Raw genomic sequence first — 22,626 nt, 5'->3', positions numbered from 1 at the left:
GGGTGGTGGTGGGGGGGTGGGGGTGTAGAGGGGGCAGGGCGTTGGGGTGGTTCGGGCCAGTGTGCGCCCTTCCGGGCTTCGTCACCGGCCCCGCCATCGGCAACGGGGGCCCGGGCCCGTGTTCCCGGTCGGGCCGTTGTTCCGGAGCGAGCCCGAGGGTCACCACGGCTGACGACCCTCGCCCCGACGCCAGCTGCTGCGTGTCCCGGAAACCCAACGGTCGACATGGCACCCCCCCCCCCCCCCCCGAGCGCTTCTTCAACGAACCTTCACGAGACAACGCCGGTCACCTTTATCGCGCGGCGAGAACATCGAATTGGACCGGACATCGGCGGTCGACCAAGAGTTGGAGGAGATCATGAGTAAGCGGTGGAGCATCAACATCACCCCTGCCGAACGCGTCGCTCGAGTGGTCGTCGGAACGCTCGGCACCGTTGCCGGAATCGTGCTGCTGGCCGGCGCCTCATCCACCTGGGCTGTCGTCCTCGAACTGCTGTTGGTGGCGGCAGGCCTCGACCTCATCGTCACCGGAGCGCTCGGACACTGCCCGCTGTACGCCAAACTCGGGCACATGCCCGCCTCCCTGAAAGGAAGAACATCATGAGTACGCCAAACGACATGGATCACGGTGCGCGCGGCGATGGGCACGCGGGGCACCATCCGCGGGAGACCTCGCCCACTTCCGAGACCCACCAAGGCGGGCACGAGTCCGACAGCGTCGGCCACGGGACACATCGTGGTCACGGTTTGATGATGATCATCTGCTGCGTTCCTATGTTGCTCATCGCCGGCCTGCTGTTCCTGACCGGTGTTGCGGGTACCAACCTGGTCGTTGCCGCGCTCCTGTGCACCGCGATGATGGCGGCCATGACGTTCGCCATGCCCGGGGGGCACGACCACAGGTGACACGGACCTCCAGACCGCACGTGAGGGACGTCAGCCGAGCTGAGCCGCAGCACAACATCGGGACCGGTCACCACTGCCGGGCGTAGGCCAACGCGGCTCCCCGTCCATACTTGGATTTGGCTACCCTCGCCGGGCAAGACGCGGACTGCTGCAACCCGCTCACAGCGGCACCAATAGCTCACGAGGACGCGGCCAGTTCGCGCGCAAGTTCAAGGCGCTCGCCGATCCCGCGAGTCCGGCTGCTCACGCTCTGCGACATCACCGAGCCCGTCGGACTGAGCCAGCCCACGGTCTCGCACCACCTCAAGATCCTCGTCGAGGCCGGACTCCTCGCCCGCGAACAGCGGGGCACCCTGGGCCTTCTACTCCAACGCCCCCCGTTTCTTCGGGCTCCTCGCCGAGGTGCTGCACGACCCCACCGCACGCGACACGGAAGCCCTCACCACCTCCTGAACGGGGCCGCACGACCACGGCCCGAATCGCGCCGACTTCGTTGCCACAGGCCCGCCTTGCTGCGACTCCGTCGCCGCAGTAGATCTATCCCCACCAATCGCGACCGCGCTCAGGCGATCTACGCACCACTTCTGGGGGACCGTCGGCCCAGGGGCTAAGACGCCAGACCGCCAGGAATCCGACGAGGGCTGGCGGGGACCGAACTCAGGCGTGGCGGGCTCGAAGCCGAGCGTCTGGACCGCTCCGGTGCAGGAAATGACGGCCCGACATTCCCAGGAGGATCGGCATTGCGACGAGGACCTCTCCGACATTTCCGATGGTCGGCACGCGAGACGATCAGGGGCACTCGCCGCATTCCGAATATCGCGACCCAGACGAACTTCTGCGAGTTCCAGAAGAAGAGGATGGCCAAGAGGTTCACCCAGCCAGGTCCGCTGGACTCAACGATCACGGCACAAAAACTCGACGCGTGGAGGTACCCGATTGAGAGCATGAGCCCGATGGGAATGGCCCAAGTGCTGCCGTGCGGCGAGCGAAGCCAGGCAACGGCGATGTTGGTGGGCGCGACGTGCCGCAGGTACCGGTGAATGGCGGCGCTTGTCCGGAGCGACAAAGTGATCATGAGTCAACTCGTTCGGTGTGGGTGACTCAACTTTCCGGCCCCCACCGACGATGCGCGTCTGCAGGACGTCGATCTGTGGATAAGTCGGGATGGGCCGACCCTGCGGCTCTTAGCGGGACCTCTCGCGGACTGCGATTCGTGGATCTACGACTGGCGAAACGTCGCAGGCTTCGTCGGAGATGGTGCGTGCGCGCCTGATCGCATGAGCGGCTCGGGCGTGGTCAAGTCGCTGGGCGTCGGAGCGAGCGTCGCCCAGAACGGCACTCGAGTCGACGGCATATCGGTCTCGATAGGCGACCACGGTGCGAAGTTCCTGGAGCCATCGTTCGAGCCGCTGGTCCCCGGCCGGGGGTGTACCGAGGCGCTTGAGCCAGGCTTCCTGTTGCGCGAGCGCCGCTTCGGCGAGTGCCGATACGCGTGACTCGATGAGGTGTTGACGTTGAATCAGCGCGTTGGCCATGTCGGGTGCCATCGCTCCGCTTGCGCGGGGTACGCATCACGGCCACCGGAGACTCCCTGAGGTCGGCCAGCCACATGGTGGCGAGCCGGGCGAAGCTGGTGTCACCGGTGATGTCATCGAACTCGCCGTGCATCCGGAGACTTGGCCATTCTGCGTCTCTTTCGGTACCGGGAATTCCACTGGAATTCCCGGTACCTCACGGTCGGGCTGACAGGATTTGAACCTGCGACCCCCTGTCGAGTCCGCGCTCCATACGAGCAAGGACGTTGGGTACCGAGAACCACGGAAATCCCTCCAATGGTGGGGGGATCCCTCTGGGTCACTTCCGACGATACCCGACTGCCCACAACGAACGCTGGGCCAATCAGGCCAGATAACGGCCACCGGAACGTAGGCCCGTCCCACCTGACAACGTCAGACGGGACAGAATCGCAGGAGCGAACGACCGGCTGCGCCTACGCGGCGTTGATGAGTCCGAAACCAGCAACGGAGGTCACGGTGGAGAGCCAGCGGATGGGAGCGTCCTCACGAGACGACTCCCCCTCTGAGACCGCTAGTGCAAAGGCGCGAGAGGTCGAGGTGGCCGTGATCGGTGGCGGTCAGGCCGGGCTCGCGACGGGGTTCTACCTACGCCGCGCGGGCATGGTCCCGGGGCGTGACTTCGTCATCCTCGACGCTGCCGATCGGCCCGGTGGAGCATGGCCCCGGACGTGGGACGGGCTCCGGTTGTTCTCACCGGCGGGCTTCTCCTCGCTCCCGGGATGGATGATGCCGGCGTGGGACGACGCGACCCGTGGCTTTCCGCCGCGGAACCACGTGGTGGACTACCTGACCCGGTACGAGGAGCGCTACGAGCTGTCGGTGTTGCGCCCGTGCCATGTGGAGTCCGTGACGCGCCTTGATGCTGACCCCCGCGGGTCGCTCGGGGTCGTCGCCGGTGACCTCGCGGTGGCTGCTCGATCCGTGGTCTCGGCCACCGGCACCTGGGAGCGACCGTTCTGGCCGGTCTACCCGGGCGCTGCGGCGTTCGCCGGCCGGCAGCTGCACGCCGCCGACTATCGCAGGCCTGACGAGTTCGCCGGGCAGCACGTCGTGGTGGTGGGCGGCGGCAACTCCGCGGCCCAGATCCTCGCGGAGGTCTCCACGGTGGCTGCCACGACGTGGGTGACCAGCCGTCCGCCCAGGTTCCTGGCCGACGAGGTGGATGGAAGGGTGCTGTTCGAGACGGCCAGCGCCCGCGTCAAGGCGCTGGCCGAGGGGCGCGAGCACAGCGGTGTGGCGGGGCTCGGGGACATCGTCATGGTGGCGAGCGTGAAGGACGCCAGAGAACGCGGCGTGTTAGAGGCGCGTCCGATGTTCGACCGGCTCAGCACCGACGGCGTCGCGTGGGCCGATGGCACGGAGCAACCGTGTGACACGGTCATCTGGTGCACCGGCTTCCGACCGGAGCTCCGCCACCTACGACCGTTGGGCCTGCGCCTCGAGGGTGGACGGATCGCTGTCGGAGGCACCTCCAGGACGCAGGCGATCGGCGAGCCGCGGCTGTTCCTGGTGGGATACGGAGATTGGACCGGACCGGCCTCGGCAACTCTGGCTGGCGTCGGCCCAACGGCTCGGTCGACAGCGGCCGCCATCACCGGGACACGCGGGCGGCAGGCGTGACCGTCGCTCAGTCGATGCCCGCGACCTGAGTCCGGCGCTCGACCAGGACGGTGTCCCGCCATCTGCCCGCGGCGGGACCGACGACGGCCTTCGCGACGCGGGTCCGGGTGCCGATGGTCCGGAAGCCGTGCCGTTCGTGAAGGCGAAGGCTCGCCGTGTTCTCGGGGAAGATGCTCGACTGGATGGTCCAGATGCCCGCGTCCTCCGTGGACCCGATGAGCGCTTCGAGGAGCAGACCGCCGATCCCCCCGCCGTGCGCTTGCGGCGCGACGTAGATCGAATGCTCGACCACACCCGCGTACACGGGTCTGCTGGACACCGGCGAGCAGGCGGCCCACCCGGCCACCGCCCCGGAGGCGTGCACCGCCACGAGACGGTGGTCGGGAAGCCGTGAGGAGTCGAACGACTCCCAGGTCGGGACCACTGACTCGAAGGTCGCGTGTCCGGCGTCGATGCCGGCTGCGTAGATGGCCTCCACCTGTGGCCAGTCCTCGGGAGTCATCCCGAGAATCGCGATGTCGTCTCTCACTCCCCCTGGTGGCCCGTGGCCCGAGACCGCCCGCTGACAGGCGCCCCCCGGTTCTCAGATGGCGAGGTCACGGAGCAGATCCGTGACACGACGCTGGATGTCGTCCCGGATGTCTCGTGCCTCTTCGATCGTGGCACCCTCGGGGTCCGAGACGTCCCAGTCCTCGTACCGCTTGCCGGGGAAGTAGGGGCACTCGTCGCCGCAGCCCATGGTGACGATGACGTCCGCAGCGTGCAGGACGTCGTCGGAGAGCGGCTTCGGATACGCCTCGGCCAACTCGATGCCGCGCTCGGCGAGCACCTGGACCGCCAGAGGATTGATCTCGCCCGTGGGCCGGGACCCGGCCGAACGCACGTGCACCTTGCCCGGCGCCAGGTGCGCGGCGATGGCGGCGGCGATCTGTGAGCGTCCAGCGTTCTGCACGCAGACGAACAGGAGCTCGGGAACCTTCTTCGCGATCAGTCCCTTCGTCTGGGCCGAGGCCGTCAAGAGTTCGCGAGCGTAGCGACTGACGAGCAGCGGGACGTGCCGTGCGATCTTCGCGTCGGTCAGCAGCGACTCGGCTGCGCGATCGACGAATTCCCTGACTTCGTCGAGCGCGAACGTGCCTTGGTGCTCGTAGGCGATCTCCGCCGCGATCGCCTCTCGGTTCAACTCGTGCGATGGTTCCACTGTCCTGCCTCCTTGGCTCATGGGGTGGTCGGGCTGCCGAGCGGGATGAGCTCGGGCGCAGCGGGGGCGGCGCAGCAGCTCCCGCCCTCGGCGCTCTCGTCGTCGAAGAGTCCGGCACCACCGCAGACGCCCGTGTCGGGGAGGGTCAGCTCCACGCGTTCCGCGGCTTCGTGGTCGCCGGCGATGGCCGCTACGACCGAACGCGTCTGCTCGAAGCCGGTCAGCGCGAGGAAGGACGTCGCACGACCGTAGGACTTCATGCCGACCAGGAAGAACCCGCTCTCGGGCTGGGCGAGCTGCTTGGCGCCGTGCGGGTAGACGGTGCCGCAGGAGTGCTCGTTCGGGTCGATCAGCGGCGCCAGCTCGCGAGGTGCCTGCAGCACCGGATCGAGGTCCAGTCGCATTTCCGACAGCATCTGCAGGTCGGGGCGGAAGCCGGTCAGGACGACCACTTCGTCCACGTCGGTGACGATCTGTCCGTCGAAGGACTCGATGGTCAGCCTGTCGTCGTCCTCCCGCGAGACGCGCGATGTCCGGAAGCCCTTCATCATCGTCACGGGTCCGGATTCGACTGCTGCCTGGGCCTGCTGACCGAGCTCACCCCGCGCCGGCAGCTCGTCCTGGCCGCTGCCGGCGAACGCCTCCCCCACGCTCGCGCGCCGGACGAGCCAAGTGATGCGCGTCTCGGGCGCCGTCCCGGCCAGGGCGGTGAGCCCGATCAGCGCGCCCTTCGCCGAGGCGCCCGTCCCAGCCACGACGACGTGCTTTCCGGCGTAGCGGTCGAGCTCTTCGGCGTTGCCGAGGTCCGGGATCCGGTAGGAGATGCGGTCCGTCGTCTCGTGCTCGCCGATGGCCGGGACGCCGTCCCCGCCGAGCGGGTTGGGACCGCTCCAGGTGCCGGAGGCGTCGATCACCGCACGGGCGGTGAGGTGCTCGGCCCCAAGGGGCGTGGTGACGTGGACGGTGAACGGGGCCTCGTCGCGACCCGAGCTCACCAAGCGGTCGCGCGACTGCTTGGCCACGGCCTTCACCGTCGTGTTGAAGCGGACCGAGCCACCGAGCGCATCGGCCAGGGGCTGGAGGTAGCCGGCCGCCCAGTCCGCCCCCGTGGGGTAGCGCTTCGGGTCAGGCGGGTTCCAGCCGGCGTCCGCCAGGACCTTCTCGGCAGCGGGGTCGATCAGCTCGGACCACGCGGAGAAGAGCCGCACGTGGCCCCATTCCCGGACAGCCGCACCTGCGGCGTCTCCCGCCTCCAGGACGATGAAGTCCACTCCACGGCCACGCAGGTGGGCGGCGGCGGCAAGGCCGGCGGGGCCCGCACCGATCACGACGACGGGTAGGTCGGAAAGCTCAGACATCAGGACGCTCCTCGCGTACATTGACGATTGTCGATGCCTCGACTGTAGCGGCTCATTGAAGAATGTCAATGAACGATCTAGGGTGGCGTCATGGCCACCGAACTCACCGTGCTGGAACCGGTCTCCACGAGCTGCTGCTCCCCCGTCACCGGCGGCGTCCTGAGCGATGCGGAGGCCACAAGCCTCGCCGCCCGGTTCAAGGCGATGGGCGACCCGAGCCGCCTTCGACTGCTGTCCCTCATCGCCGCCACCGAGACCGGTGAAGCGTGTGTCTGCGACCTGAACGAGTCGCTCGACCTGAGCCAAGGGACGGTCAGCCACCACCTGGGGATCCTCGTCAAGGCCGGACTGCTGACCCGGACCAAGCGCGGCCAGTGGTCCTTCTACGCCCTCGTCCCCGGCGCAATGGCTACCCTCGCCCGTGCGCTGGACGCCTGACGCTAGGCGTTCACCAAGCCCGCCTCGATGTCGGCCAGGAAGCGCTCGGCGTCCAGGGCGGCCTGGCAGCCGGTGCCGGCAGCCGTGATCGCCTGGCGGTACGTGTGGTCCACGAGGTCGCCCGCGGCGAAGACGCCGCGCAGGTTGGTGGCGGTGGAGCCGGGCTGGACGAGGACGTAGCCCTCGTCGTCGAGGTCGACCTGGCCGGTCAGCAGCTCGGAGCGCGGGTCGTGGCCGATCGCGATGAACAGGCCGCTGACGTCGAGACGGCGGGTCTCACCCGTCTGGGTGTCGCGCAGCGTGACGCCCTCGAGGATGCCGTCGCCGTGGATCTGGTCGACGGCGCTGTTCCACGCGAACTCGAGCTTGTCGTTGGCGTAGGCGCGGTCGGCCATGATCTTGCTGGCGCGCAGCTCGTCGCGACGGTGGATCAGGGTGACCTTGTCGGCGAAGCGGGTGAGGAACAGCGCCTCCTCGACCGCGGAGTCGCCGCCACCGACGACCGCGATGTCCTTGCCGCGGAAGAAGAAGCCGTCACACGTGGCACACCAGCTGACGCCGTGGCCCGAGAGCGCGTCCTCGCCCTCGATGCCGAGCTTGCGGTAGCCCGAGCCCATCGCGAGGATCACCGCGTGCGCACGGTAGGTGTTGCCGTTGGCCAGCGAGACGGTCTTGATGTCGCCGGTGAGGTCGACCGAGGTGACGTCGTCGGACACCAGCTCGGCGCCGAAGCGGTCGGCCTGGGCGCGCAGGTTGTCCATCAGGGCCGGGCCCATGATGCCGTCCGGGAAGCCGGGGAAGTTCTCCACGTCGGTGGTGTTCATCAGCGCGCCACCAGCGGTGACCGAGCCCTCGAACACGAGCGGCTCGAGGTTGGCACGGGCGGCGTAGATGGCAGCGGTGTACCCGGAGGGGCCGGAGCCGATGATGATGACGCTGCGGACGTCAGACACGGTTCGCCCCCTCGGGCGACAAGGAGGCGATGAGCTCCTCGATTCGGCTGCGGATCTCGTCACGGATCGGGCGCACCGCGTCGATGCCCTGACCGGCCGGATCCTCCAGGACCCAGTCCTCGTAGCGCTTGCCCGGGAAGTACGGGCACTCGTCGCCGCAGCCCATCGTGATGACGACGTCGGAGGCCTTCACGGCGTCCTCGGTGAGCTTCTTGGGCTGCTCTCCGGCGATGTCGATGCCGACCTCGCGCATCGCCTCGACGGCGACCGGGTTGATCTGGTCTCCGGGCATCGAACCGGCGGAGCGGACGTCGATGCGATCGCCGGCCAGCGCGGTCAGGAAGCCGGCGGCCATCTGGGATCGTCCGGCGTTGTGGACGCAGACGAACAGCACGGAGGGACGATCAGACATGCGGTGCTCCTTGGTCGGAGGTGGTGGAGGGAGTGAAGAACTTGCGGGCCCAGAGCGCGACATAGACGAGCCCGACGAGAACGGGGACCTCGATCAGCGGCCCGACCACACCGGCGAGCGCCTGGCCGGAGGTGACGCCGAACGTGCCGATCGCGACTGCGATCGCGAGCTCAAAGTTGTTCCCGGAGGCGGTGAACGCCAGGGTGGCCGTCTTGGCGTAGCCGAGGTCGAGCACCTTGCCGAGCACCATCCCCAGGACGAACGTGATCGTGAAGTAGGCCAGCAGCGGCAGCGAGATGCGCACGACGTCGAACGGCTGGCTCGTGATCGCGTCGCCCTGCAGGGCGAACAGGACCACGATGGTGAAGAGCAGGCCGTAGAGCGCCCAGGGTCCGAGCCGGGGAAGGAACGTGTCCTCGTACCACTCACGTCCCTTCGCCTTCTCCCCGATCGTGCGGGTCAGGAATCCGGCGACGAGCGGGATGCCCAGGAAGACCAGCACGCTCCCGGTGATGGACCAGAACGAGAACTCGGCCGACGTCGTCTCCAGACCCAGCCATCCCGGCAGCGTCTGCAGGTAGAACCAGCCGAGCGCTCCGAAGGCAAACACCTGGAAGACGGAGTTGACGGCGACGAGCACCGCTGCGGCCTCACGATCTCCGCACGCCAGGTCGTTCCAGATCAGCACCATCGCGATGCAGCGCGCGAGGCCGACGATGATCAGGCCGGTGCGGAACTCCGGCAGGTCCGGCAGCATCAGCCAGGCGAGGGCGAACATGAGTGCCGGCCCCAGGATCCAGTTCATGAACAACGAAGCACCGAGCAGCTTGTGGTCCCCCGTGACGCGCTGGGTCTCGTCGTAGCGGACCTTCGCCAACACCGGGTACATCATCACGAGCAGGCCGATCGCGATCGGCAACGACACCGAGCCGATCTTCACCGAGTCCAGCGCCTCGTCCAGTCCGTCGACCGTGCGACCGAGAACCAGGCCCAGCGCCATCGCCAGGATGATCCACACCGGCAGGAAGCGGTCCAGTCGCGACAGGTGGGCGACGACTTCGGTTTCGGATCTTCTGTCTGCAGCGGGTGCGGACGTCACGTGCGGCTCCTCGAGGACCTCAGTCCTCCATCGACGGTTGTCTATCTAGAAGGAGCCTACCCCGCGTTGCCGGTCGACCTTCCCATGCCGGATGAACGCCCGGTGAACTGTTCCGATCAGATCGACACCCCGCGACCTTGGCCGTTCCCCCTTGCCGAATGGGGACATACTGGGCCCATGGCAACCCCCAACGGACAGGACGCCAGCTGCTGCATCCCGCTGACGGCCGCTCCGATCACTCCGGACGACGCGACCGAGCTGTCACGCAAGTTCAAGGCTCTCGCCGACCCCACGCGCGTGCGGCTGCTCTCACTCGTGGCGGCGCACGAGGGCGGCGAAGCGTGCGTCTGCGACATCACCGAGCCCGTGGGTTTGAGCCAGCCGACGGTGTCCCACCATCTGAAGATCCTCGTCGAGGCGGGACTGCTCGGGCGCGAGCAGCGAGGCACGTGGGCGTTCTACTCCGTGGTCCCCGGGGCACTGGGCCACCTGTCCGACGTACTGCGGGACCCCACCGCTCGCGACGCGCAAAATCTGGTCACCACCTGACCCTCTCGTGGAGGCGTGGCGTCCTGGACGCCTGCGCGCTCCTTGAAGCCCGCAGCAGGTTCAGCCGCCGATCGCATTGGGCCACCGAAGCGATGGTTTCGTAGGCGATGGACCCGTAGGTGCCGATCGCAAGGCATGGCTTGGTCACCGTCGGGCTCCCCTCAGCCAGTGGCCGCGTTGGTCCCGCTGCTCAGCTCGCGCTGGTCGGCGAGCCACTGCTGCACGTCGCTGACGAAGTAGCGCAGTTGCCGGCCGACGCGGATGGGACAGGGTCCGCGTCCGACGCGGCGCCAGTCGTAGAGGGTGCGGATCGGGACGTCGAGGTAGGCCGAGAGTTCCTCGACGCTCATCATCGGTTCCAGTGCGGAAGGGGTGTGGGTGTCGTTCATGCCGGATAGGTGTGCGCACTCGACCGCGCCACTCGGTCACGCACGGTGACGAACCGAACGGAACGTGGAAGCAGCGGGAGGGCGGTCCTGGCGTCCAATGTGGACACAAAAGTGGACACTTGACGATCTGTGATCAAATCCGGTACCGGGAATTCCGCTGGAATTCCCGGTACCTCACGGTCGGGCTGACAGGATTTGAACCTGCGACCCCCTGACGAAGCCGAACTCCACCCGAGCCCACACGCTTGGTACCGAGAATTACGGAATTCCCTCTAATGGTAGGGAGGATTCCCTTGTGTCTCTACCGACAGTACCCGAATACCGGCGAAAGGTGACGGGTCAATCCGGACACAAATTGGCCACTGTTAGACAGCTACGGCTCGACTACGCCATCGCGCGGGTCTTGCAGATCGACGTGAAATCCGACCCTAAATGGCCTTCGACCTCGTCTGGCAGTCAACGGTGCGCATGGGTCGGCGCGTTCTCCCATCGTGCCGCCTCGGCCGAAGACGCAAGGCGACCCGTACTGCGTCTTCGCTGATCACGACCAGCCCCGCAGTCGCGTCCGAGGGGGACCCGAACCAGAAGAACGCACGTTGGGATCTGCAGGGAAATCCGAATCCTGACGGCAATTTCACGGGACGGTCTCTTCGGTTAACTACCGTTACACCCGAAGTCCATCCCTCGGCGTGCACCGACTTGAAGTCTCTTATGGCACAGCGAAACGGGCACGGTGCCCACATGCCGCCAGGCGCATGCGGTCAAGGATGTGGGACGGCCAACAGAGCGACCGTGACGAGGGCATCGATGACATCTTCCAGATGGCTGGCGGCGGTTCCCTCAAAGCTTGGGACGGGACGCCGATCGGCCTCCTCCTGAGTGGTGGCTTGGCCGTTCTCGTCGATGTCCTCGATCAGCCAGTCCATCTCCTTGATCTCCTTGCGCTGGGCCTTGATGATCCCATCGGCGAGCTCTCGAACGCGAACGTCATCGATGTCGGCCCGCTCGCTGGTCAAGATGGCGATCGAATGGTGCGGAATCATGCCCTTCATGTACGCCCGGTCGTCGACCAACGCCTGGGAGCGTGAGAGGTACAGCCCACCTGCACACAGCAGCACCGCCACCGCAACGAGCACGAGGTTGTAGGCGCGGTTCTTGTACATCATGCTGCGCATGAACGCGAACATCACCAACGCCATGGCGCCGCCCATCAATAGCGCCATGTAGAAGCGCTCCTCGCTCCACCGCACGTGGTCAAAGGCGAAGACGTTTGAGTACATCAGGACGAACATCACCACCGTGGAGGTGGCGATCATCAGCCCGAAACGGAGGTACATTCGCCGCTCGTGCGCCTGGTCCTTCTTCGGCTCGTCAGGCTTCTGATCCCGCCCGCTGCGCTCGCTGGCGCCGGACGGCTTCTGCGTGTGATGCGATGACATGGAGATCGCCTTCCTGATGGGGTGATGGTGGCGGTTGACGTCACTCAGATTTTCCGTCAGCTGTCGTCGTCCTCGATCGGAGCGCGAGACATCGCGGTGAGATCGATATCAGAGTCTGAACGGCGTACCCCTTGCCAGTTCGGTCGGGCAAGAGACCATCGTTCGAGAGGCTCCGTCGTCTCGTTCAGCAGCGGAGAAGTCAGTACAGCCTCACCGCCTAGCCGGACCGGGTGGCACCGCAGTGTTCGTGCCCCGCACGGCTCAGAGGCTTACGATCAACTCTCGGCATGCCTGCTCGCATCGCTTGCAAACCTCAGCGCAGATGCGGCAGTGCTCGTGCATGTGCGCGTGCTTGGCGCACTCGGTGCCGCACGCCTTGCAGGCCGTCGCGCAGGCTTCCAACACCGCTTTGATTAGCGTCGCGTCAGACCCAGTTTGCCGTGAGAGGACCTTGCCGGTGGTGACGCAGATATCGGCGCAGTCGAGGTCGGTGCGAATGCACGCGGCTAGTTCAGCGGCCATCTCCTCGCTCAGGCACGCGTCGGCACACGCCGTACACGTTTGGGCACATTCGAAGCATGCGGCAATGCACTCCGCCAACTTCTCCAGGTCGAATCCGCTCAGATCCTTGGGGTGGGCCTTGAGCATCTCCTCGTGAGTCATGATTTCCTTCCCGGCGGGATCGTCCCTCTCTACGATCGGCGTCCGCCTCGTTGCGACATGAGTACCCAAGTACGCCGAGAACATTCCCGCCCTTGATGCCATCATGCCGAGCCCGTCGAACTCAACGCAGCGCCAAAAGACTTCAGAGAATCTTGAGCACACCGCTCTTGCCGAGTTCGCGAGGGCATGCGTGATCGAACTGCAACGCCAGTACGCCCACCCGGGATGGGCGACTCTCACCACCGTGAGCCTGGCGATCTTGGGCCTCCTCGCCTGGCGGATGACGTCGACACTCTGGTTTCAGCGGCGGGCCGACCTGCGCGCCCACCGCGATCACCTGGCAGACCTTGCGTTGGTGGCAGAGCCCGGACACCAAGGAGTCCTCAACGTCGACCACGAGGCCGCCGCCATCTACTGCCTCCCGGGCAATCGCCGCGCCGGAACGCACGACACCGTAGTGGTGACCACAGGTGCACGCGCAGCGCTCACTGATGCCGAGCTGGACCTCGTGCTGCGGCACGAGCACGCCCACCTGAACTCCCGGCACGCTCGACTCGTGGCACGTGCTCGGGCACTGAACCGGGCGTTCCCGCGCGTCGGCTTCTTCCGGGTGGCACACGAGCAGTTGGCACTACTCGCCGAGCTGCAGGCCGACGATGCAGTCAGAGCCGACGAGCGTAGATCGTTGGCCGGCGCCCTCTATCAGCTGGCCATCAGGAACCAGCGAATGCTCACGGCGAACGGACTCTCAGCGACCGGCTCCGATGTGATCCTGCGAGCCCGACGGCTGATGCGCCCCCATGAGCCGCTCGGACGCACCGCTCAGACGATTCTTGCCACATCCATTCTGCTTCTCGGCGCGACGCCGGTCGTCCTGTCGCTGATTCCTGGAGGCCTCAGCGAATCGCACGACTGCTGTTCCACCGCAGGCGTCGTTGCTGCGTCGGAGGCGTCGGGTTCCGGGGCGACGAGCAGTCCCTCGCCCTCCGGCCGCTGAGGAACGGCTCCTCCCCGGGTCGGGCCGCGTCCTTGCCGATGAACTATCGTTCTTAGTAGATCATCTGCACGCCAGCGTCATCGATGCCCACCTGGCCCCGATGGCTGTGCGTCGCGCCTGGACTCAAGGAATAACCGTGACCAACCCAACACAGGGCCCCGCTCTCCGCTCGATCTCGCAAGGCTCTCCCCGGCACTCGGCGGGGTACGTGGCTGGTCCGTACAGTGACCGCAGCCTTCGTTACGCTCCTCGTGCTCGCTCCTGCCGTGCCAGCACAGGCGCACACGGGCCTCATCTCGTCCGATCCGGCGGACGACTCCACCGCGCAGACGACTCCCGACCGCATTCAGTTGCGGTTCACCGACCCGATGTCCAAGGAGTTCTCCAAGGTGAGCCTCACGATCGGCACGTCACCGCAGCGAATCTTGGTATTGGATCCATCGACAAGCGGGCCGACAGTTTCGGTTGACCTTTCGGACGCAAGATTGCCGACCGCTCCCCCGGGCTCGGGCGATGTGGCGTGGGACGTGGCGTACCGAGTGATCTCAGCCGACGGGCACCCCGTGGACGGCAACGTCCGTTTCAGGGCGCCGCTTCCCCCGACCCCGAGCTCACGCGACACGAGCTCCCATGCGAGTGAGACTCCGAGGAGCGAATCCTCCTCGACCGTGGACGAGGACGGCGACGACTTCCGAACCACGGCGATTCTGATCGGCGTGGGCGTCAGCCTGTTCTTCCTGCTCCCGCTGTCGGCCTTGCTCTGGGCGATCGGGCGCGACCGGCGTCGCCAGCGGGCGACCAGCGAATGAACCCCCTCGCCTCCCCCATCAGATCCCGTCACTAAGTGACTTTGATGTGCGGTGACCTGGTCACCGATCGCGGCGTGTGGTTCCGCAGCACGACGGCGTGAGCCGTGGCTTCAGCCTTGATCGGAGGTCTGCCCAGGGACAGTCGCGCTTTCGCCGAGCCACGGCTGCTGGGCTCGCCGCATCGTCATCACGAACGACCCGAGGAGCAAGCCCACCAGTATGAACAGCCCCAGGGTGTAGATACCGGCCAGCCAGCCGATGGGTTCGCTCCCGTCCGCATTGATCCCCTGCTCCATCATGATCTCGAGTGGGATCCTCACCAGCTCACTTCCTCGCACTGCTGAGTGGGGGCCAGCTCCGTCTGCAGCGTGGCGTGCTCGATCCCATAGGTGGTGGCCAGGACTCCCTGGGCCTTGGTCAGGACCAACTGCCCGTCAGAGCCCTTCTCCACCACGAGATGCGCGGTCGCGACGTTCATACCGGAAGTGAGGGTCCAGAGGTGAAGGTCGTGCACGCCCGCGACGCCTGGGAGTGCTTCGAGCGTCTCGACCACCTCGTCCACGACGATGCCTTCAGGGACATGCTGGCCGAGGACGGCCAGCACCTGTCGGCCAAGCACCACCGCTCGTACGGCAACGAAGATGCCGATCGCGACGGCGACGAGCGTGTCCCAGATGGGCTGTCCACTGACGGCCACCAGGATGCCCGCGGCGATCACACCGACGCTTCCCGCAGCGTCGGCAACCACCTCGTAGTACGCACCCTTGACGTTCAGGGACTCGCGCGATCCCTCGCGCAGAAGCAGCATCGAGACGATGTTGACGACCAAACCGAGTGCTCCCACCACGAGCATCGTCCCGGTGGCAACCTCAGGAGCGTCGCCAATTCGACTGATCGCCTCGATGACGACATACGCCGCCACGCCGAGCATGATCAGCACGGTGAAGCCTGAGGCGAAGACCTCGGCCCGGTAGGAGCCGTAGGTCTTGCGGCCCGTGGTGTCCAGCCGCGTCGCAATCCGCGTCGCGACGAGCGCGGCCCCCAAGGCCACCACGTCGGCGGACATGTGCCCGGCATCGGAGATCAGGGCCAACGAGTTCGACATGAGGCCGAAGACCAACTCGACGAGGAAGAACGCGAACACCAGCACGAAGGTGACGGCCAAGCGCCACCGGTGGCGACCCCCGGCGTGACCTGCAGCACCGTGGCCGTGCCCCGCGCCCATCACCGATCACTCTCCACGCCGGCATCGCCGCTGACACCGTGGCCGGGATCGACTGCCAGGACGAGCTCGTGCAAGTCGCCCAGGGCGTGACCCAGCCGCTGATCGGCCAATTCGTACCGGGTGCGGCGCCCCTGCGGTACCGCGACCACCAGCCCACAACCCCGCAAGCACGCCAAGTGGTTCGAGATCGACTGTCGACTCACGTCCAGCGCTTCGGCCAGATCCGTAGGGAACGCCGGTGATTCACGCAGAGACATGAGGATTTTCGCGCGCGTGGGATCGGACAGGGCGTGACCGAACCGAGCGAGCGCATCCAGAGCGGTCGAGGCTGCAACGTTCATGAACTGATAGTACATCGAAGTCTGAATTCACTCGATTGTGTAGTCTCGGTCTCGGCGGGCACCGTAGCGCCTACTAGGTTCGATAGTAGTGGCGTCCCGTATCGCCAGCCCAGAAGGAGTCGCAGTGTCACCAACGTCCCCGCCGGAGTCGCTTCCCGTCGCCATCGTGGGGGCAGGGCAGGCGGGACTCGCGATGTCACATGCTTTGCTCGAGCGGGGTCTCCGGCCAGCCGAGGACTTCGTCGTCCTGGACGCAGGATCCGCCCAGACGCTTTCCTGGCGTCGCCGCTGGGATTCACTCACCCTGTTCACGCCGGCTTGGCACTCTCACCTTCCTGGGCTTCGGATGCCAGGGGCTCAGCGGCGCTACCCGTCATCGAAGGATGTCGCCGACTACCTCGACCTCTACCGCGCGAGCCTGGGCGTGGAGCCAAAGTGGGATACGCGCGCCATTTCCGTCCACCCACAGCGGGACGACTCCTTGGTCCTTCAAACGTCGACGGGATCGTTGCGCGCTCGCGCGGTCGTGGCGGCGACCGGGCCTTTCGCGATCCCCCAGTACCCCGGCTTCGCTAATGACACGGCCGTAGACGGAGCCAACCTCCACAGCGACGCCTACCGGAACCCTGACCAACTCCCCCGCGGTCCGGTCCTCGTCGTCGGCTCCGGAAATACCGGGATCCAGATCGCCAGGGAGCTCTCGGCTCATCGTTGTGTGTCGATCGCTCAAGGCTCTCCACAACCGCGTCTTCCGCACCGGCTGCTCGGAGTCGACCTCTTCAGGTGGCTGCAACTGACGGGGGTGCTCTCGGTGCCGTCCAACGGTCGTATTGGACGCCGCATCTCAAGCCGCGAGTTGGTGGTGGGCCCAGGCATGGTCGACCTGGCCTCGAGAGGCGTCCACCTTCTGCCTCGTGCGGTGGATGGGAACCGCGACAGGATCTCGTTCGCCGACGGCGTCGAGCGCAGATTCGAATCGGTGATTTGGGCTACTGGCTATCGAAACGGGTTCGGGTGGCTGCCCGAAGCGGTCGTCGGCGCGGACGGCACTCTTGAGGACGGACGAACTCCGATCGCGGGCTTGTACGTCCTCGGAGACTCGTGGCTTCGCAACAGGGGCTCAGCGCTTCTCGGAGGCGTGGGCGCGGACGCTCGACTGATCGCCCGGCACATCGTCCCGTAATCCGACAGACTCTCCCGAGCGCATGGGGATAGGGCCCGTTCCAGAGTCGGCGGTCACGGACATCCCACTCGGACCTCTCGTTCGAATGGTCAGCGCTCAGTGTATAGTTCAGCGAGTGCTGACCATTGCTACGCGACTCGACGTCATGAACCGTCTCGGCCGTGCCATGGCCGACCCCACGCGCTCCCGCATCCTGATGACCCTGCTCGAGGGACCGAGCTATCCCGCCGTGCTGTCGCGCGAGTTGGAGCTGACTCGCTCCAACGTCTCGAACCATCTGACGTGTCTGCGCGACTGCGGCATCGTGGTGGCTGAGGCCGAGGGTCGTCAGACACGCTATGAGATTGCCGATCCCCATCTCGCCGCCGCCCTCGTTGCCCTGGTGGACGTGACGTTGGCTGTGGACGTTCATGCGCCGTGCGTGGACTCGACGTGCACCGTTGTGGGCTGCTGCGAGACGGGAGCGGGCGCATGAGCGCGGCGTGTGGATGCGAGCACGATTCTGTCGAAACGACGGGCGAGGACTTCGAGGAGTCGGAGCGACCGTGGTGGAAGGACCGAGGAGTCATGGTGCCGGTCTTCTCGGGTCTGGCATTCCTTCTCGGTCTGATCGCCGAGCGGTCCGGGGCGGAGACGCCCGCCCTGGCGCTCTTCTGGCTCGGCCTACTGCTTGGCGCCTCGACCTTCACCCCTGCCGCGATCCGAAACCTGTTCAAGGGCAAGCTCGGGATCGGGCTGTTGATGACGATCAGCGCGATCGGCGCCGTCATTCTCGGCTACGTCGAGGAGGCCGCGGCGCTGGCCTTCTTGTACTCGATCGCGGAGGCCTTGGAGGACAAGGCGATGGACCGGGCGCGCGGAGGGCTGCGGGCGTTGCTCAAGCTCGTGCCCGAGACGGTGACGGTTCTCCGTGACGGTGTCGCGGAGCAGGTCCAAGCCAAGGATCTGGTCGTCGGCGACGTGATGATGGTCCGACCCGGCGAGCGGATCGCCACGGACGGACTCGTCCGATCAGGGCGGTCGAGCCTGGACACCTCGGCAATCACCGGCGAGTCGATCCCGGTCGAGGTCGAGCCGGGTGACCCGGTGTCAGCCGGGGCGATCAACAGTGCTGGCGCGCTGGAGATCGAGACCACTGCGGCCGGCACTGACAACTCGCTCACCACGATCGTGGAGCTGGTCGAGCAGGCGCAGGCAGAAAAGGGCGACCGCGCCCGGCTCGCCGACCGGATCGCCCGCCCCCTCGTCCCGGGGGTCCTGATCCTTGCTGCGCTCGTCGCGCTCCTCGGATCGATCCTGGGCGACCCAGACGTGTGGATCACTCGCGCCCTCGTCGTGCTGGTGGCGGCGTCGCCCTGTGCGCTGGCGATCTCCGTCCCGCTGACCGTCGTCGCCGCCATCGGTGCGGCCAGCAAATTCGGTGTGATCGTCAAATCCGGCGCGGCCTTCGAACGTTTCGGCACCGTCCGCCACGTCGCCGTCGACAAGACCGGCACTCTCACCCGCAATGAGCCTGCCGTCACCGCGGTCCTGGTGGTCGAAGGCATCACCGAGGCTCAGGGACTGGCGTGGGCTGCCGCGTTGGAGCAGCACAGCACACACCCGCTCGCTGCGGCGATTACCGCGGCCGCCCAGGACGTTCCCCTGGCCGCGGAGGTGACCGAGCAGGCGGGACACGGCATCGATGGCACCGTCGACGGGATGAAGATCACTGTCGGCAGCCCGCGCTGGCTCGACGCCGGAGAGCTCGGCGCGCGTGTCGAGGATCTGGAAATGCAGGGCATGACGGTCGTGATCGTGCACCGCGACGGCGTCCCGGTCGCGGCGATCGGCGTCCGCGACGAGCTGCGCCCCGAAGTCCCTGACGTCGTGCGCACCCTCACCGATCACCGAGTGGGCGTGACCATGCTCACCGGCGACAACGCTCGAACCGCTCGAGCTCTCGCCGCGCAGGCCGGGATCGACGATGTCCGCGCCGAGCTCCGACCCGAGGACAAGGCCGCTGCGATCACCGAGCTGTCCGAAGCGGGATCGGGATCGGTCGCCATGATCGGCGACGGCATCAACGACGCCCCGGCTCTCGCCGCCGCGGACATCGGCATCGCCATGGGAGCGACAGGCTCCGACGCGGCGATCGAGTCCGCCGACGTTGCCTTCACGGGCCATGATCTGCGCCTCATCCCGCGGGCATTCGAACACGCGCGGCGTGGACGGCGCATCATCAACCAGAACATCATCCTGTCGCTGCTGATCATCGCCGCGCTGCTTCCACTCGCACTGTTCGGTGTCTTGGGGCTGGCCGCCGTTGTGCTGGTCCACGAGATCGCGGAGGTCATCGTGATTCTCAACGGGCTGCGCGCCGCCCGCACTCCCGCGCCGCGATTGGAGGGCTGATGCTGACGACTGTCGGTTCGGCCATTGGCCTGTTCGCGGCTACCAACATCGATGACATCGTGGTGCTCACCGTGCTGTTCCTCGCCTCCCGCAATGGGAGTCCGCGCCCGTGGCAGATCGTCGGGGGGCAATACCTCGGATTCATCACGCTTGTCGCGATCAGTGTGGTCGCCGCGCTCGGCTTGACGATCGTGCCGGATCAATGGGTCGGACTGCTCGGACTTATCCCTCTCAGCATCGGCATCTGGACGCTCATCCGCGGTTTGCTTCGCAAGCGCAACGGCGAGGACAGCGATTTGACCCTCGCAGCCGGGCTCTGGAGTGTCGCCGGGATAACAATCGCCAATGGGGCTGACAACATCTCGCTCTACACGCCGATTTTTCGCACCAGCGCCCCGGCCGACGTCGCGGTCATGATTGCGGTCTTCCTCGTCCTCGTCGCCGTTTGGTGCGCCGCTGGACGACTGATCGGAACCCGCGAGGTCGTCACTGAGGCGCTGGAGCGCATCGAGCACTGGCTCGTGCCCACGGTCTTCATTGGTTTGGGCCTGTTCATCCTGATCGAGTCCGAGGTCATCACCCGGTTCTTCGAGGTCATCGGATGACTCGTCGACCGAGGGCGAGGGCGAATCAGGATTCGGCCGAAGGGGTGCGCCGTGGGGGTCGCTGGCGGTTCGCGGTGACGGCCCTCCTGCTTGGCGGGCTCGTCGTTCTTGTCGATCAGTGGACCAAGAGCTGGACCGAGAGCACCCTCATCGAGGGTGAGCGGACGCCGTTGGTTGGAAGCCTGTTCGGCCTTCAACTGGCGTACAACCCGGGCGCGGCGTTCTCCTTTGGCGAAGGGTTCACGTGGGTGTTCGCCTTGGTCTCTGTCGCCGCTGTGGTCGTCGCGACGGTTTTCGCGTTTCGCGTTCGGCAGCTCGGGTGGACGCTCGTGGTCGGTGCGCTGGGCGGAGCTGCAGCCTCTCACGCCAGCGACCGGCTGTTCCGCGAACCAGGATTCGGCCGTGGACACGTCGTGGACTTCCTTGCCTACGGCAATCTGTTCATCGGGAACTTCGCCGACATCGTGATCGTCACGGGGGCGGTGGCCGGAGCCCTCCTGATGTGGCGGGAGGAGCGTGCCCGCGAGCAGGCTTCGACTACGACGATCCTCCGCCGGCGAATTGCCGAGAACCTTCCACCCGAGGACGACACGCGCTAAGAGATTCACCGGAGCAAACCCTCGTCTCTGGTTGAGATCGGCTCAGCTCGAGAGTCACTTCCCGGGCTCGTCGTGGGCGTGCTGGCGGCCGGGCGAGCCGGCGACGAACGACCACGCCGCCGGCCGAGCGTGCGACGGGACCTTCGGCAACGCCATCGGCACGCGAGCCGTCGGCGCTGCCCTCGAGAACGGCTGGAACGCGACGAACGGGCTCAAGGCGAATGCCGAGCGTATCGGGGTCGAGTACCATCGAACGCTCGGTCAAGTCGAATTCGGCGGAGGCACCGAGATGACCGGGACAGCGGGTACGGCCAGGCCTTCCGCTGCGCGAGCGCAAGAACCGTCCGCATCGGCGGCATCGCCCTCGCCTGTGAGTACCAGTGCCGACCGCGTTCACGCGCAGCACGACAGCTGTGAGACGTCGGTGGTGAAGGCTCTTGCGGCGAGCCGGAGTCCTTCGGTCATGGTGAGATAGGGGGCCCACGCGTCGACGACTTCGGCGATGGTCTTGCCGAGCAGGTGGACTCCGGTGGCGGCGAGCTCGCCGGCGTCCTTGGCGACGGCAGTGATGCCGAGAATCTCGCTTGTGTCGGCGTTCACGACGATCTTGATGAAGCCACGGGTATCGCGGTTGACCAGTGCTCGGGGCACGTGGTGCAGCGGCAGGACGCGGCAGTCGCAGCGGATTCCCGCGCCTATCGCCTCCTTCTCGGTCGTCCCGACCGCGCCGATCGCGGGGCCGGTGAACGTCACCCGCGGCAGACGAGAGTAGTCGACGGTCCGGTCGACGTGGAGGAACGCGTTCTCGGCCACGAGGGTGCCGTGGTGGGCGGCGACGTAGACGAACTCGGGGTGCCCGGTCACGTCGCCCGCGGCCCAGATCCGCCGATTCGAGGATTGCATCCTGTCGGAGACGACCAACTCGCCGGACTCCCCTGTCTTGACTCCGACAGAGTCGAGATTGAGTCCGTCGGTGACGGGGCGGCGTCCGAGGGCTACCAGGACTTGGTCGGCGCGGAAGTCCTGCGAGACGCCGGATACGTCCGCGGTCACCACGACCAGCCCGGTCCCTGCGGCCCGGGTCACCCGGGTGGGCACCGCGCGGCGGACGACGCGGATGCCCTCATCGGCGAAGACGTCCTCAAGCGCCCAGGAGACTTCAGGCTCCTCCTTCGATGCGAGTCGGGAGCGGGCCAGCAGCGTGACCTCGGAGCCGAGTCGGGCGAACAGTTGGGCCTGCTCCAAGGCGACGTAGCCACCGCCGAGGACGAGGAGAGACCTGGGGACCTCGAGCAGCTCCATGGCCGTGGTCGAAGTCAGGTACCCCGCGCTATCCAGGCCGTCGATCGGCGGGACCCACGGTCGAGCGCCGGTTGCGACCATGTAGTGCTCGGCCTCGACGGTCGCGGCCATCCCATCGGCGGCGGTGATGTTCAGCATCGGCGCATCAGGCGAGCCCGCGAACGCGGCGACTCCCTGACGCACTTGCCAGCCGTAGGATTCAGCAACGTCGGCGTATTTCTCGCCCCGCAGCGACTCGACCAGCGCCACTTTTCCGGCGACCAGCGCGGGCATGTCGATTGGGCCCGCCGTCGTTGAGATCCCCGGGAAACGGTCCGGGGCGTCGGCGGCGGAGTACCGCGCGCCAGCCGCGGCAATGAGCGCCTTCGACGGCACGCACCCAGTGTTCACGCAGGTCCCGCCGAGCGTGCCGCGCTCGACCATCACCACCGACTTTCCCAGCGCGGTCGCGCGGATCGCCGCGGCGAACGCCCCGCCGCCCGATCCGATGATGGCAAGGTCGTACTTCGTAGGCATCGCTGCTGTCTCCTTCAACCCTTCGGTCTTCTTCTGATCTGTTCGGCCATA

27 protein-coding genes are annotated in these 22,626 nt (G+C 66.7%); 14 read left to right on the top strand and 13 right to left on the bottom strand.

Annotated elements, in window-relative coordinates; all coding sequences use genetic code 11:
• Positions 1-358: 358 nt before the first annotated feature.
• The 5 genes from BHE97_RS06720 to BHE97_RS06695 all read left to right on the top strand — a co-directional run bounded on the left by BHE97_RS06720 (position 359) and on the right by BHE97_RS06695 (position 4,103).
• On the top strand, positions 359-604 hold the full coding sequence (locus tag BHE97_RS06720) for a DUF2892 domain-containing protein (protein ID WP_087623256.1): 246 nt from the start codon (positions 359-361) through the stop codon (positions 602-604).
• Entirely contained in the window at positions 601-906 is a 306-nt protein-coding gene (locus BHE97_RS06715) for a hypothetical protein (RefSeq protein ID WP_087623255.1), read from the top strand. The genes BHE97_RS06720 and BHE97_RS06715 overlap by 4 nt, the downstream gene beginning before the upstream one ends.
• A gap of 110 nt (positions 907-1,016) precedes the next feature.
• On the top strand, positions 1,017-1,517 hold the full coding sequence (locus tag BHE97_RS20610) for an ArsR family transcriptional regulator (RefSeq protein ID WP_343286113.1): 501 nt from the start codon (positions 1,017-1,019) through the stop codon (positions 1,515-1,517).
• 666 nt (positions 1,518-2,183) lie between these two features.
• Entirely contained in the window at positions 2,184-2,402 is a 219-nt protein-coding gene (locus tag BHE97_RS19720) for a hypothetical protein (protein ID WP_140400004.1), read from the top strand.
• Positions 2,403-2,909: 507 nt separating this feature from the next.
• Positions 2,910-4,103, top strand: a complete 1,194-nt coding sequence (locus BHE97_RS06695; RefSeq protein WP_236757561.1) for an ArsO family NAD(P)H-dependent flavin-containing monooxygenase — start codon at positions 2,910-2,912, stop codon at positions 4,101-4,103.
• A gap of 7 nt (positions 4,104-4,110) precedes the next feature.
• Here the strand turns inward: BHE97_RS06695 and BHE97_RS06690 are convergent, their stop codons facing one another.
• From BHE97_RS06690 to BHE97_RS06680, 3 genes are read right to left on the bottom strand one after another with little or no spacing between them, the layout of a single operon-like run.
• A complete protein-coding gene (locus tag BHE97_RS06690; protein WP_236757560.1) occupies positions 4,111-4,632 on the bottom strand; it encodes a GNAT family N-acetyltransferase in 522 nt (173 codons plus the stop codon).
• Positions 4,633-4,686: 54 nt separating this feature from the next.
• Positions 4,687-5,304, bottom strand: coding sequence for an arsenate reductase ArsC (locus tag BHE97_RS20360; RefSeq protein ID WP_236757559.1), 618 nt, complete (start codon positions 5,302-5,304; stop codon positions 4,687-4,689).
• A 17-nt stretch (positions 5,305-5,321) separates the two neighbouring features.
• A complete protein-coding gene (locus BHE97_RS06680; protein ID WP_087623249.1) occupies positions 5,322-6,662 on the bottom strand; it encodes an FAD-dependent oxidoreductase in 1,341 nt (446 codons plus the stop codon).
• 90 nt (positions 6,663-6,752) lie between these two features.
• On the opposite strand from BHE97_RS06680, the gene BHE97_RS06675 reads away from it, so the two are divergent.
• Positions 6,753-7,100 (top strand): metalloregulator ArsR/SmtB family transcription factor, encoded by a 348-nt coding sequence (locus BHE97_RS06675; protein WP_087623248.1) that lies wholly within the window; start codon positions 6,753-6,755, stop codon positions 7,098-7,100.
• Between the two features lie 2 nt (positions 7,101-7,102).
• Here BHE97_RS06675 and trxB read toward each other — a convergent pair whose 3' ends face one another.
• The 3 genes from trxB to arsB are packed head-to-tail and all read right to left on the bottom strand — an operon-like array spanning position 7,103 to position 9,564.
• Positions 7,103-8,053: a thioredoxin-disulfide reductase gene (trxB, locus tag BHE97_RS06670; RefSeq protein WP_087623247.1), complete on the bottom strand. Its 951-nt coding sequence runs from the start codon at positions 8,051-8,053 to the stop codon at positions 7,103-7,105.
• Positions 8,046-8,465 (bottom strand): arsenate reductase ArsC, encoded by a 420-nt coding sequence (locus tag BHE97_RS06665; RefSeq protein WP_087623246.1) that lies wholly within the window; start codon positions 8,463-8,465, stop codon positions 8,046-8,048. Before BHE97_RS06665 ends, trxB begins: the two co-directional genes overlap by 8 nt.
• Positions 8,458-9,564, bottom strand: coding sequence for an ACR3 family arsenite efflux transporter (gene arsB, locus BHE97_RS06660; RefSeq protein ID WP_087623245.1), 1,107 nt, complete (start codon positions 9,562-9,564; stop codon positions 8,458-8,460). Before arsB ends, BHE97_RS06665 begins: the two co-directional genes overlap by 8 nt.
• Positions 9,565-9,741: 177 nt before the next feature.
• On the opposite strand from arsB, the gene BHE97_RS06655 reads away from it, so the two are divergent.
• Positions 9,742-10,113: a metalloregulator ArsR/SmtB family transcription factor gene (locus BHE97_RS06655; RefSeq protein WP_087623244.1), complete on the top strand. Its 372-nt coding sequence runs from the start codon at positions 9,742-9,744 to the stop codon at positions 10,111-10,113.
• Positions 10,114-10,274: 161 nt separating this feature from the next.
• On the opposite strand, the gene BHE97_RS06650 is transcribed toward BHE97_RS06655, so the two are convergent.
• The 3 genes from BHE97_RS06650 to BHE97_RS06640 all read right to left on the bottom strand — a co-directional run bounded on the left by BHE97_RS06650 (position 10,275) and on the right by BHE97_RS06640 (position 12,604).
• Positions 10,275-10,502: a helix-turn-helix domain-containing protein gene (locus BHE97_RS06650; protein WP_087623243.1), complete on the bottom strand. Its 228-nt coding sequence runs from the start codon at positions 10,500-10,502 to the stop codon at positions 10,275-10,277.
• 761 nt (positions 10,503-11,263) lie between these two features.
• The gene (locus tag BHE97_RS06645) at positions 11,264-11,941 is read right to left on the bottom strand and encodes a DUF305 domain-containing protein (protein ID WP_236757558.1); all 678 of its coding nucleotides are present in this window, start codon (positions 11,939-11,941) and stop codon (positions 11,264-11,266) included.
• Positions 11,942-12,202: 261 nt separating this feature from the next.
• On the bottom strand, positions 12,203-12,604 hold the full coding sequence (locus tag BHE97_RS06640) for a four-helix bundle copper-binding protein (protein WP_087623271.1): 402 nt from the start codon (positions 12,602-12,604) through the stop codon (positions 12,203-12,205).
• 190 nt (positions 12,605-12,794) lie between these two features.
• On the opposite strand from BHE97_RS06640, the gene BHE97_RS06635 reads away from it, so the two are divergent.
• A complete protein-coding gene (locus BHE97_RS06635) occupies positions 12,795-13,601 on the top strand; it encodes a M56 family metallopeptidase (protein ID WP_087623242.1) in 807 nt (268 codons plus the stop codon).
• Positions 13,602-14,269: 668 nt separating this feature from the next.
• On the top strand, positions 14,270-14,410 hold the full coding sequence (locus tag BHE97_RS20605; RefSeq protein WP_236757557.1) for a hypothetical protein: 141 nt from the start codon (positions 14,270-14,272) through the stop codon (positions 14,408-14,410).
• Between the two features lie 110 nt (positions 14,411-14,520).
• Here BHE97_RS20605 and BHE97_RS06625 read toward each other — a convergent pair whose 3' ends face one another.
• From BHE97_RS06625 to BHE97_RS06615, 3 genes are read right to left on the bottom strand one after another with little or no spacing between them, the layout of a single operon-like run.
• On the bottom strand, positions 14,521-14,730 hold the full coding sequence (locus tag BHE97_RS06625) for a hypothetical protein (protein WP_087623240.1): 210 nt from the start codon (positions 14,728-14,730) through the stop codon (positions 14,521-14,523).
• A complete protein-coding gene (locus BHE97_RS06620) occupies positions 14,727-15,635 on the bottom strand; it encodes a cation diffusion facilitator family transporter (protein WP_087623239.1) in 909 nt (302 codons plus the stop codon). Before BHE97_RS06620 ends, BHE97_RS06625 begins: the two co-directional genes overlap by 4 nt.
• Positions 15,635-15,976, bottom strand: a complete 342-nt coding sequence (locus BHE97_RS06615; protein ID WP_087623270.1) for a metalloregulator ArsR/SmtB family transcription factor — start codon at positions 15,974-15,976, stop codon at positions 15,635-15,637. The genes BHE97_RS06620 and BHE97_RS06615 overlap by 1 nt, the downstream gene beginning before the upstream one ends.
• A 124-nt stretch (positions 15,977-16,100) precedes the next feature.
• Here BHE97_RS06615 and BHE97_RS06610 point away from each other — a divergent pair, with 124 nt between their 5' ends.
• The 5 genes from BHE97_RS06610 (at position 16,101) to BHE97_RS06590 (ending at position 20,757) form a co-directional block, all read left to right on the top strand.
• The gene (locus BHE97_RS06610; RefSeq protein WP_087623238.1) at positions 16,101-17,159 is read left to right on the top strand and encodes an NAD(P)/FAD-dependent oxidoreductase; all 1,059 of its coding nucleotides are present in this window, start codon (positions 16,101-16,103) and stop codon (positions 17,157-17,159) included.
• Positions 17,160-17,274: 115 nt separating this feature from the next.
• Positions 17,275-17,634 carry a metalloregulator ArsR/SmtB family transcription factor gene (locus tag BHE97_RS06605; protein ID WP_087623237.1) on the top strand — a complete coding sequence of 120 codons (360 nt, stop codon included), beginning with the start codon at positions 17,275-17,277 and terminating at the stop codon, positions 17,632-17,634.
• Positions 17,631-19,553: a cation-translocating P-type ATPase gene (locus BHE97_RS06600; protein ID WP_087623236.1), complete on the top strand. Its 1,923-nt coding sequence runs from the start codon at positions 17,631-17,633 to the stop codon at positions 19,551-19,553. The genes BHE97_RS06605 and BHE97_RS06600 overlap by 4 nt, the downstream gene beginning before the upstream one ends.
• Positions 19,553-20,158 (top strand): cadmium resistance transporter, encoded by a 606-nt coding sequence (locus BHE97_RS06595; RefSeq protein WP_087623235.1) that lies wholly within the window; start codon positions 19,553-19,555, stop codon positions 20,156-20,158. Before BHE97_RS06600 ends, BHE97_RS06595 begins: the two co-directional genes overlap by 1 nt.
• Positions 20,155-20,757: a signal peptidase II gene (locus BHE97_RS06590; RefSeq protein WP_087623234.1), complete on the top strand. Its 603-nt coding sequence runs from the start codon at positions 20,155-20,157 to the stop codon at positions 20,755-20,757. The genes BHE97_RS06595 and BHE97_RS06590 overlap by 4 nt, the downstream gene beginning before the upstream one ends.
• Before the next feature lie 393 nt (positions 20,758-21,150).
• Here the strand turns inward: BHE97_RS06590 and merA are convergent, their stop codons facing one another.
• Entirely contained in the window at positions 21,151-22,575 is a 1,425-nt protein-coding gene (merA, locus tag BHE97_RS06585; RefSeq protein ID WP_087623233.1) for a mercury(II) reductase, read from the bottom strand.
• Positions 22,576-22,626: the final 51 nt, after the last annotated feature.

The organism is Aeromicrobium sp. PE09-221 (assembly GCF_002174305.1).
In the GTDB taxonomy this organism is placed as follows: domain Bacteria; phylum Actinomycetota; class Actinomycetes; order Propionibacteriales; family Nocardioidaceae; genus Aeromicrobium.
This window is presented reverse-complemented; position numbering and strand designations above follow the sequence as displayed.

Bases quoted from the DNA above. Each gene is read 5' to 3' on its own strand.
- BHE97_RS06720 (WP_087623256.1), top strand. From the start codon at position 359: ATGAGTAAGCGGTGGAGCATCAACATCACCCCTGCCGAACGCGTCGCT.
- BHE97_RS06715 (WP_087623255.1), top strand. From the start codon at position 601: ATGAGTACGCCAAACGACATGGATCACGGTGCGCGCGGCGATGGGCAC.
- BHE97_RS19720 (WP_140400004.1), top strand. From the start codon at position 2,184: ATGAGCGGCTCGGGCGTGGTCAAGTCGCTGGGCGTCGGAGCGAGCGTC.
- BHE97_RS06695 (WP_236757561.1), top strand. From the start codon at position 2,910: ATGAGTCCGAAACCAGCAACGGAGGTCACGGTGGAGAGCCAGCGGATG.
- BHE97_RS06680 (WP_087623249.1), bottom strand. From the start codon at position 6,662: ATGTCTGAGCTTTCCGACCTACCCGTCGTCGTGATCGGTGCGGGCCCC.
- BHE97_RS06675 (WP_087623248.1), top strand. From the start codon at position 6,753: ATGGCCACCGAACTCACCGTGCTGGAACCGGTCTCCACGAGCTGCTGC.
- BHE97_RS06665 (WP_087623246.1), bottom strand. From the start codon at position 8,465: ATGTCTGATCGTCCCTCCGTGCTGTTCGTCTGCGTCCACAACGCCGGA.
- BHE97_RS06655 (WP_087623244.1), top strand. From the start codon at position 9,742: ATGGCAACCCCCAACGGACAGGACGCCAGCTGCTGCATCCCGCTGACG.
- BHE97_RS06650 (WP_087623243.1), bottom strand. From the start codon at position 10,502: ATGAACGACACCCACACCCCTTCCGCACTGGAACCGATGATGAGCGTC.
- BHE97_RS06645 (WP_236757558.1), bottom strand. From the start codon at position 11,941: ATGTCATCGCATCACACGCAGAAGCCGTCCGGCGCCAGCGAGCGCAGC.
- BHE97_RS06640 (WP_087623271.1), bottom strand. From the start codon at position 12,604: ATGACTCACGAGGAGATGCTCAAGGCCCACCCCAAGGATCTGAGCGGA.
- BHE97_RS06620 (WP_087623239.1), bottom strand. From the start codon at position 15,635: ATGGGCGCGGGGCACGGCCACGGTGCTGCAGGTCACGCCGGGGGTCGC.
- BHE97_RS06615 (WP_087623270.1), bottom strand. From the start codon at position 15,976: ATGAACGTTGCAGCCTCGACCGCTCTGGATGCGCTCGCTCGGTTCGGT.
- BHE97_RS06600 (WP_087623236.1), top strand. From the start codon at position 17,631: ATGAGCGCGGCGTGTGGATGCGAGCACGATTCTGTCGAAACGACGGGC.
- BHE97_RS06595 (WP_087623235.1), top strand. From the start codon at position 19,553: ATGCTGACGACTGTCGGTTCGGCCATTGGCCTGTTCGCGGCTACCAAC.
- BHE97_RS06590 (WP_087623234.1), top strand. From the start codon at position 20,155: ATGACTCGTCGACCGAGGGCGAGGGCGAATCAGGATTCGGCCGAAGGG.
- merA (WP_087623233.1), bottom strand. From the start codon at position 22,575: ATGCCTACGAAGTACGACCTTGCCATCATCGGATCGGGCGGCGGGGCG.